Source organism: Pseudomonas sp. VA159-2 (genome assembly GCF_024126635.1).
GTDB classification, from domain to species: domain Bacteria; phylum Pseudomonadota; class Gammaproteobacteria; order Pseudomonadales; family Pseudomonadaceae; genus Aquipseudomonas; species Aquipseudomonas muyukensis.
Genome location: NZ_JAMYBV010000011.1, coordinates 187,438 through 196,300, shown reverse-complemented (window position 1 = coordinate 196,300; position 8,863 = coordinate 187,438). Strand labels below are relative to the sequence as shown.

Annotated in this window: 10 protein-coding genes; 5 read left to right on the top strand and 5 right to left on the bottom strand. The window is 64.1% G+C overall.

Translation table 11 applies throughout. The features are described 5' to 3' along the window. Positions 1-145 precede the first annotated feature (145 nt). The gene (pyk, locus tag NJG22_RS13720) at positions 146-1,600 is read right to left on the bottom strand and encodes a pyruvate kinase (RefSeq protein ID WP_217853120.1); all 1,455 of its coding nucleotides are present in this window, start codon (positions 1,598-1,600) and stop codon (positions 146-148) included. A 182-nt stretch (positions 1,601-1,782) separates the two neighbouring features. Here pyk and NJG22_RS13715 point away from each other — a divergent pair, with 182 nt between their 5' ends. The 3 genes from NJG22_RS13715 to sbcB all read left to right on the top strand — a co-directional run bounded on the left by NJG22_RS13715 (position 1,783) and on the right by sbcB (position 4,144). Next, on the top strand, positions 1,783-2,169 hold the full coding sequence (locus NJG22_RS13715) for a tetratricopeptide repeat protein (protein ID WP_253095193.1): 387 nt from the start codon (positions 1,783-1,785) through the stop codon (positions 2,167-2,169). Between the two features lie 123 nt (positions 2,170-2,292). Next, complete coding sequence (locus tag NJG22_RS13710; RefSeq protein WP_253095191.1) at positions 2,293-2,652, top strand: PilZ domain-containing protein; 360 nt, start codon at positions 2,293-2,295, stop codon at positions 2,650-2,652. Between the two features lie 61 nt (positions 2,653-2,713). Beyond that, positions 2,714-4,144, top strand: coding sequence for an exodeoxyribonuclease I (gene sbcB / locus NJG22_RS13705; protein WP_253095188.1), 1,431 nt, complete (start codon positions 2,714-2,716; stop codon positions 4,142-4,144). A gap of 72 nt (positions 4,145-4,216) precedes the next feature. On the opposite strand, the gene mvaT is transcribed toward sbcB, so the two are convergent. Continuing rightward, complete coding sequence (gene mvaT, locus NJG22_RS13700) at positions 4,217-4,594, bottom strand: histone-like nucleoid-structuring protein MvaT (protein ID WP_186659333.1); 378 nt, start codon at positions 4,592-4,594, stop codon at positions 4,217-4,219. Between the two features lie 301 nt (positions 4,595-4,895). Between mvaT and purU the strand changes: the two genes are divergently transcribed. Together purU and NJG22_RS13690 are read left to right on the top strand one after the other, a co-directional pair. Next, entirely contained in the window at positions 4,896-5,747 is an 852-nt protein-coding gene (gene purU / locus NJG22_RS13695; protein ID WP_217853127.1) for a formyltetrahydrofolate deformylase, read from the top strand. A gap of 22 nt (positions 5,748-5,769) precedes the next feature. After that, positions 5,770-6,000, top strand: coding sequence for a hypothetical protein (locus NJG22_RS13690; RefSeq protein WP_253095187.1), 231 nt, complete (start codon positions 5,770-5,772; stop codon positions 5,998-6,000). Here the strand turns inward: NJG22_RS13690 and NJG22_RS13685 are convergent. The 3 genes from NJG22_RS13685 to NJG22_RS13675 are packed head-to-tail and all read right to left on the bottom strand — an operon-like array spanning position 5,909 to position 8,773. Beyond that, positions 5,909-6,898, bottom strand: a complete 990-nt coding sequence (locus tag NJG22_RS13685) for a lysylphosphatidylglycerol synthase transmembrane domain-containing protein (protein ID WP_253095186.1) — start codon at positions 6,896-6,898, stop codon at positions 5,909-5,911. The two genes, NJG22_RS13690 and NJG22_RS13685, sit on opposite strands and share 92 nt — an antisense overlap. Continuing rightward, positions 6,895-7,659, bottom strand: coding sequence for a polysaccharide deacetylase family protein (locus NJG22_RS13680; protein WP_253095185.1), 765 nt, complete (start codon positions 7,657-7,659; stop codon positions 6,895-6,897). Before NJG22_RS13680 ends, NJG22_RS13685 begins: the two co-directional genes overlap by 4 nt. Next, complete coding sequence (locus NJG22_RS13675) at positions 7,652-8,773, bottom strand: glycosyltransferase family 1 protein (RefSeq protein WP_253095184.1); 1,122 nt, start codon at positions 8,771-8,773, stop codon at positions 7,652-7,654. Before NJG22_RS13675 ends, NJG22_RS13680 begins: the two co-directional genes overlap by 8 nt. Between the last annotated feature and the right edge of the window lie 90 nt (positions 8,774-8,863).

Below are 8,863 nucleotides of genomic sequence, written 5' to 3'. Positions count from 1 at the left end.
GAACTGTCTGGTGTATTTGCTCATGTGAAACGCCCCTGAGGTTGGATTTTTGTCCAACATCAGGGGCGCAGTTCAGGGAAATGCGATCGCCTGTAGGAGCGGCCTTGCGTCGCGATAGGGCCGCAAAGCGGCCCCCGGGAGGCTATCAGCCGACCAGCGGATCACCGACGTGGAGGATCTTCATGCCGTTGGTGCCACCGATGGTGTGGTAGCTGTCGCCCTTGGTCAGGATGACCCAGTCACCTTGCTCCACCAGGCCGCGCTTGAGCAGCTCGTCGACGGCCGCCTGGCTGACCTTGTCGGCCGGCAGCGAGGCCGGGTCGAAGGCGATCGGGTAGACGCCGCGGAACATGTTGGCACGGGCCTGGGTGGCGCGGTGCGGCGACAGGGCGAAGATCGGCACGTGCGAGCGCAGGCGCGACATGATCAGCGGGGTGTAGCCACTTTCGGTAAGGGCGATGATCGCCTTCACGCCGGGGAAGTGGTTGGCCGTGTACATGGCCGCCAAGGCGATGGACTCGTCGCAGCGCTCGAAGGTGGTGTGCAGGCGGTGGCTGGATTTCTGGCTGGTCGGGTGCTTTTCGGCGCCCGAGCAGATACGGGCCATGGCCTGCACGGCTTCGATCGGGTAGGCGCCGGCGGCGCTCTCGGCCGACAGCATCACCGCATCGGTGTTGTCCAGCACGGCGTTGGCCACGTCGGACACTTCGGCGCGGGTCGGCATCGGGTTCTGGATCATCGACTCCATCATCTGGGTCGCCACGATCACCGCCTTGTTGTTGCGGCGGGCGTGCTGGATGATCTTCTTCTGGATGGCGATCAGCTCGGCGTCGCCGATTTCCACGCCCAGGTCGCCACGGGCGACCATGACCGCGTCGGAGGCGAGGATCAACTGGTCGAGGGTCTCGTCGTCGGCTACCGCTTCGGCGCGTTCGATCTTGGCCACCAGCCAGGCGCTGCCGCCGGCTGCGTCACGCAGTTTGCGGGCATATTCCATGTCGCTGGCGTCCCGCGGGAACGACACCGCCAGGTAGTCCAGGTCCATTTCCGCGGCCAGCTTGATGTCGGCCTTGTCTTTTTCGGTCAGGGCCGGGGCGGTCAGGCCGCCACCTTTGCGGTTGATGCCTTTGTGGTCCGACAGCGGCCCACCGATGATCACCACGCAGTGCAGGGCATCGGCGGTGGCGGTTTCGACGCGCATGACCACGCGGCCATCGTCGAGCAGCAGTTCGTCACCGACGCCGCAGTCCTTGACCAGGTCGGGGTAGTCGATGCCGACGATGTCCTGGTTGCCTTCGGTCAGCGGGTGAGCGGTGGAGAAGGTGAACTTGTCACCAACTTTCAGTTCGATGCGCTTGTTGGCGAACTTGGCGATGCGGATCTTCGGGCCCTGCAGGTCGCCCAGCAGCGCGACGTGGCGGCCGTTCTTGGCGGCGATCTCGCGGATCAGGCGGGCGCGGGCCTTGTGCTCGTCCGGGGTGCCGTGGGAAAAGTTCAGGCGTGCCACGTCCAGGCCGGCGAGGATCAGCTGTTCGATCACTTCCGGCGAGTTGCTGGCGGGGCCAAGGGTGGCGACGATTTTGGTACGGCGGATGGTCATGCACAGACTCCTATAGTGAAGCGCAGCGAAAGGCTACTCCTCAATTGCGTTGTAGTCATTGTTCCGTTGCACTACCGGCATGCAAGGCAGGGTGGCATTTGAACGGCAGGGGTATGCTTGCACAATGGCGGTGAAGATTTGCCGGCAAAGGCCGATACACTGCCCATCAAAGGAGAATTCCCATGCGCACCCTGATCGTTTTGACCATGGCGGCCAGTGTCGTCGGCTGCACCCGCTGGTCCATGGACCACCACCTGAACAACGCCTATCGCGCTTATGACCGTGGCGATTGCGCGCGGGTGATGCTGGAGCTGTCGCAGGTCGACCGCACCAGCCGCGCGCGGCCGTTCATCCACCCGGAGGCCTCGCTGCTGCGTGGCCAGTGCCTGGAGCGGCAGAAACTCTATGTCGACGCGGCCCAGACCTACCAGTACCTGATCCAGCAATACCCGCGCAACGAGTACGCCTACCGTGCCCAGGCCCGGCTGCAGACCCTGGAGAAGCTCGGTCACCTGCGTGATGGCGGCACCGCGGTGGCCAAGCCGGTCAACGCTGCACCTTGGCGTTAATCCGAAGGTGTCGATGATTTCATGTAGTCGGCGGGGCGGGCTGAGCTAATCTGTTAAGGCGTTGTAACGATTATCGCCAGTACCTTGTCTTCCTGGCTCCAGGTACAGGATTTCACTGCGATCATGTTTATCGAGCGACATATAGAACGTCACCAGTTGCCTTGCGTACTCAAGGTCTACAACCGCTGCACCGACCAACAGATCGGCTATCTGGGCAATGCCTCCGAGGACGGCCTGATGCTGATCAGCCAGTTGCCGGTGCTGGTGGGGCCGGACTTCGAGCTGCAACTGCGGGTGCCCCTGGCCGGCGGCGGCGTGCAGTTCATCAACCTGACCGCCAGTTGCCTGTGGTGCCGTGAAGACGAGACCCCCGGGCACTACGATGCCGGCTTCATGCTGCTGCAGGCCCCTACGGAGTACGACGAATTCGTTCGCTCGCTGCGCGGCTATTTCAGCTTCCGCCCGCTGAACGCCTCTGCCTGAGGCTGGCCCAGGCCCGGCCTGGGCCGCTAGACTCTGGTCGACCTTGTTACAGGAAGACCCCGTGAGCTCCAGCATCTTCTGGCACGACTACGAAACCACCGGCATCAACCCGCGCTGCGACCGCCCGTTGCAGATGGCCGGGGTGCGCACCGACCTCGAACTCAACGAGATCGAGGCACCGATCAGCCTCTATTGCCGTCCCTCCGACGATATCCTGCCGCACCCGGCAGCCTGCCTGGTCACCGGCATCACCCCGCAGCAACTGGCCAGCCAGGGCCTGGGCGAAGCCGAATTCATGACCCGGGTGCACCAGCAGTTGTCGCGCCCAGGCACCTGCGGCGCCGGCTACAACACCCTGCGCTTCGACGATGAAGTCACCCGCTACAGCCTCTATCGCAATTTCTTCGACCCGTATGCCCGCGAATGGCAGGGCGGCAACAGCCGCTGGGACTTGATCGATGTAGTGCGCACTGCCTATGCCCTGCGCCCGGAAGGCATCGAGTGGCCGCAACAGGATGGGCGTACCAGCTTGCGCCTGGAACTGCTGAGCAAGGCCAACGGCCTGGATCACGGCCAGGCCCACGAAGCGCTTTCCGACGTACGGGCAACCATCGCCCTGGCGCGCCTGATTCGTCAGAAGCAACCAAAGTTGTACGACTGGTTGTTCCAGTTGCGCAGTAAACACAAGGTCATGGAACAGATTCGCCTGTTGCAGCCACTGGTGCATGTCTCCGGGCGTTTCTCGGCACAGCGCAACTATATTGGCGTGGTTCTGCCTTTGGCCTGGCACCCGCGTAATCGCAATGCCTTGATTGTCTGCGACCTGCAACAGGACGCCCGGCCCTTGCTCGAGGACAGTGCAGAGGCCTTGCGCCAGCGGTTATACACGCGGCGTGAAGACATGGCCGAGGGCGAACTACCGGTGCCACTGAAGTTGGTGCACATCAACCGTTGCCCGGTGCTGGCACCCTTATCGGTATTGCGCCCTCACGATCAGCAACGCCTGGGCATCGACTTGTCGGCCTTGCAGTCAAGTGGCGAGCAGTTGGCAAATCAGCAGGCCCAATGGCAGGACAAGTTGGCCATCATCTTCCAGGAGGAAGGGTTCGCCTCGAATGAGGATCCCGAGCAGCAGTTGTATGAAGGATTTATTGGCGACCGGGACAAGCGTCTTAGCGAGCAAGTGCGTGATACAGACCCCGGACTATTGGGCAAGCAGCACTGGATGTTCGACGACGCGCGGCTCCCGGAATTGTTGTTCCGCTACCGCGCCCGCAACTTCATCGACACCCTGGATGAACAGGAGCGTGCCCGTTGGCATGGGTTCTGCCAGCAACGCCTGACCGATCCGGTATACGGCGCGCCAACCACTGTCGGTGACTTCGAACTGGCGTGCCAGAGCAGTTGGGGCGAGGCCAGCGAAACGGGGCGGCAGGTGCTGGCGGCCTGGTTGGATCATATCCGAAAGCTGAAAATGAACTACCAACTGTGAAATAAGCAGACAAACAAAAACGCCGGAGAATGCCGGCGTTTTTGTGGTGCAAGCGATGTGCGATATCGCGGCTCAGTCCAGCAGGGTGGCCCAGCTCTCGACGACATCGCCGCCCCACTTGGCTTTCCACTCTTTCAGCGTCTTGTGGTTGCCGCCCTTGGTTTCAATAACCTCGCCATTGTGCGGGTTCTTGTATTGCTTGACCTTGCGCGCACGCTTGGTGGCGGTGGTCTTGACGGCGCCACGTGGGGCCTTGCTCAGTTTGCTTTCCGGATCGAGCAGGGCAATGACGTCACGCAGCGACTTGGAATATTCACCCATCAGGGTGCGCAGCTTGCCTTCGAATTCCAGTTCTTTCTTCAGCTTGTCGTCTTGCGACAGGTTGGCCAAACGGGCCTGAAGTTCTTTGATCGCTTCTTCGGTGGCGCGGTATTCGTTGATCAGGGACATGGAGAGTTCCTTAATGCGTTAACAGAGAGACAGTGCGGCCAATAATAGACAGGCGATACTCTCAAGTAAACAATTAAAAAGTCCTGCATCAATTAATGGCAGGGGAAGTATTGGTCACGGTGAAGGTTAAGAAAAATTTACATAGCGCTCGGCCAATGGCCATTTCCCTGTGGGATGAAGGGAAAAGCGTCGTGGCTTTTGTTGCCCAAGGGCCGGTAGCATGGGTGGGCAGATCATTACTGCGTTTTTCCTGGCAGCTCGCTAGAATGTGCGCCTTTGCGAAGTTCTGGAGTTTTTCCTCATGCGCACCTATCGATTGGTGATTGCCTGCCCCGACCGTGTCGGCATCGTGGCCAAGGTCAGTAATTTCCTGGCCCTCTACAATGGCTGGATCACCGAGGCCAGCCACCACTCCGACGAACAGAGCGGTTGGTTCTTCATGCGCCATGAGATCCGCGCCGAATCCCTGCCGTTCGGTATCGATGCCTTCCGCGAGGCCTTTGCGCCGATCGCCGAAGAATTCTCGATGACCTGGCGGATCACCGATTCGGCACAGAAGAAGCGCGTGGTGCTGATGGCCAGCCGCGAGTCGCACTGCCTGGCCGACTTGCTGCACCGCTGGCACACCGACGAGCTCGATTGCGAGATCCCGTGCGTGATTTCCAACCACAACGACCTGCGCAGCATGGTCGAGTGGCATGGCATTCCGTTCCACCACGTGCCAGTGGATCCGCAGGACAAGCAACCGGCGTTCGCCGAGGTTTCCCGCCTGGTGGCTGAATACGACGCCGACGCCGTGGTGCTGGCGCGCTACATGCAAATCCTGCCGCCTCAGCTGTGCCAGGCGTACGCCGAGAAAGTCATCAACATCCACCACAGCTTCCTGCCTTCGTTCGTCGGCGCCAAGCCTTACCACCAGGCGGCCCTGCGTGGCGTGAAGCTGATTGGCGCGACCTGCCACTATGTCACCGAAGAGCTGGACGCCGGCCCGATCATCGAGCAGGACGTGGTGCGTGTCAGCCATGCCGACAGCATCGAGGACATGGTTCGCTTCGGTCGTGACGTGGAGAAGATGGTCCTGGCCCGTGGCCTGCGCTACCACCTGGAAGACCGCGTGCTGGTGCACGGCAACAAGACCGTGGTGTTCAACTAAGGTTTGCAGGCGAGGGACAGCCATGGCAGCGCCTGGTGACAAGGCCGGTGCTTCATTGCCCGCCACCTTGGGCGAGGGCTGCCTGGCACGCTTCGACCCCAGCGCCTTGAGCCCCGAGGATGGCACCGAGTTCCCCGGTGCCGCCGAGCTCTGGGCCGTGCTCAACCCGCCTGGCGATGACGTTGCCACAGCGGACGCGCCAGCAGGCAGACGAACACCGGCCCGCCGGCGAACAGATAAAAGTAGTAGGTAACCGCGCGCCAGATCAGGATCGCCGCGGCCGCCGTCGAACTCCCCACCAGTGGCGCCAGCAAGGTCGCCGACGTCAGCTCCGCCGCGCCGGCGCCGCCCGGCAGCAGGCTGAACTGCCCGGCACTGAGCGCGAGCATCTGCACCAGAAAGCTCGGAATCCACGCCAGCTCCACGCCCAAACCCTTCAACACCAGGTACAGCACGCTGTAGCGTAGGCACCAGTGGACGCACGTGAGGGTGAAGACCCATGCCAAGGTGCGCTTGGGCAAGCGCCAGGTGTCGGCCAGGGCGTGGACGAAGCGCAGCAACTTGCGCGCCCAGCGCCGTCGGCGCGCCGGGGCCATGCCCAGGCGGCTCAGCAGGCGGCCGTTGCCGCGCATCAGCGCGCGCCGATAGCGCAGCAGCAGGACAATGCCCGCCAGCGCCGCGCATAGCAGCACGGCGCTGCCCAGCAGCATGTGCTGCTGGCTATGGCCGAGGCTGTGGAACAGGGCGTAACCGGCAATCGCCAGCATGGCGCAAAAAAAGAACACCAGGTCGTTCAACTGGTCCATGGCGAACACCGCGCCGCTGCGCGAGGGGGCGATGCGCTCGCGGGCCAGCAAGGTCATCAGCGTCAGCGGGCCACCGCTGCCACCGGGTGTGGTGCAGATGGCGAACTCGGTGGCCATGATCACCCCGAGGCTGCGCAGCCGCCCCACCTGCGCGCCCTGTTCGCCCAAGAGCAGGCGCAGGCGCAAGGCGTTGATGACCCAGCACAGCAGGATCATCCCCAGCAACAAGGCCATCAGCCCCGGGGCGAAGGCTTGCAGGCGTGGCAGCAGTTCGCTGCCGCCGAGCACGGCCGGGACCAGCACCGCCAGCAGCACGGCCAGGCCCAGCCAGCCGAGGCGGTTCACCGGGTAGCCTGGCGCGCCAGCCAGGTGGACTTGGTCAGCGGTTCGCGGCCCTCGGCCAGCAATTGCTGCAGGGTGTTCAGCCAGTAGTTGCGGGCGCTGGCGTGGCGCATGTCCACCGGGTGCAGGCCCAGGCGCAAGGTGGGGGCGTCGCGCCAGCGCCGGCATTGCCAGTCGCTGAGCACCTTCGACAGGCCCCGACGCCAGGCACTGCGGGCACTCCACACCAGGCCGGGGGCGCTGTAGGCGGTGAAGTCCGGCAGGCGATACAGGTGCTGCGGCGTGCTGGTGTAGCGCAGAGGCAGCTGGCGCAGGGCCTGGCGGGTACCGGCGCTCATCAGCCAGGCCGGGGCGACAAAGCCTGCGACCGGCCAGCCTTGCTGGCCGAACAACGCCAGCCCGGCCTCCAGCCGTTGCATGGCCTGGGCCTGGTCCAGGCGGTAGAACTCCCCTTCGTGGGTATAGAGGCGGCGCATGAAGAACTCGCCCGGCCCGCGTGGCGGCGGGCCGTCGTCGGCGTGGTAATAGCCGTGCAGGGCCAGCTCGTCGCCGCAGGCCAGGCGTCGTTCGAGCAGGCGGCAGAAGGTCGGTGAACGGGTCAGCGCATTGCGGTGGTGAAAGTCCGGCACCACCAGCCAGGTCATGGGCACATTGCCAAGTGCGTCGATGGTCTCGACGAACGGCTGGTAGTCCGCCCAGGTTTCCGGCGCGACGTCGTGCAGCACCAGCATCAGGCTGCGCGCATTGCCTGGCTGCTCAACCATGGGCACGCACCTGGGGCTGATGCCCCAGCACGGCTCGATAGTGATGCAGCAGGCCGCTGACCACCGCGTCCCAGCTGTAATGGCGCTCGGCATGCCGACGAGCCTGGGCGCCCAGCGTCCGCGCGCCGGCCTCGAACACCTCGCGCACGGCGTTGGCCATGGCCGGGCCATCGTTGGCGGGGCACAGGCGGCCGCACTGGTCGTTGACGATTTCGCTGAATGCCCCGGCGCGCACGGCCACTACCGGGGTGGCGCTGGCCATGGCCTCGAGGATGACCAGGCCGAAGGTTTCCTGGTCGCCGGCATGCACCAGCAGATCGGCGCTGGCCAACAGCCGGGCGACCTCGTGCGCTGGACAGAAGTGGTCGATCACGCTGACGTTGGCCGGCACGTTGGCGGGCATGTTCGAACCCACCAGCAACAGGTGGTAGTGCGCCCCCAGGGTGCGCATGCAGTCGAGCAGCACCGGCAGGTTCTTCTCCCGCGAGCCGCGCCCGGCGAACACCAGCAGGCGGCTGGTGTCGGCGATGCCCAGTGCCGCGCGCAGCCCAGGGTCGCGGCGCTCGGGGTGAAACAGCGTCAGGTCGACCCCCAGGCGCTGCACATGCACGTCGTTGACGCCAAGCCGACGCAGCTTGTCGGCCATCACCTGGCTGGGCGCCAGGACCCGGTCGAAGTTACCGTACAACTTGCTGACATAGGCCTCGACGTTGGGCGTGAACCAGTTGCCCATGCGGTTGCTGACCAGCAAAGGCAGGTCGGAGTGGTAGAAGCCGATCACCGGCACGTCGAGCTGGCGCCGGGCCTCAAGGGCGGCCCAGGCGGTGAGGTAGGGGTCGCCCACCTCGATCAGCTCGGGTTGCAGGCGGCGCAGCACCTGGCACCAGGGCGCCAGGCGCAGGGGGAAGCGGTAGCCGTTGGCGAACGGCAGTGGCGGGGCGGGGACCTGGTAGACACCATCGGCATGGCTGGCGCTGGCGCCGGGGATCAGCAGGCTGTGGCGTACGCCGGGCATGGCGTCGAGGCGGCGGTGTTTGGCATCAAGATAGGTCCGTACGCCGCCGCTGGCCGGGGCGTAGAACATGGTGATGTCGGCGATGTGCACGATCAGCATCCCTCCGGGATCGTCCTCGGGTGTGTCATCTGGCGATGACGCGCCTAAAGGTTGACCTTATTGAAGGATAGTTTGTTCGATCGTGTTTCG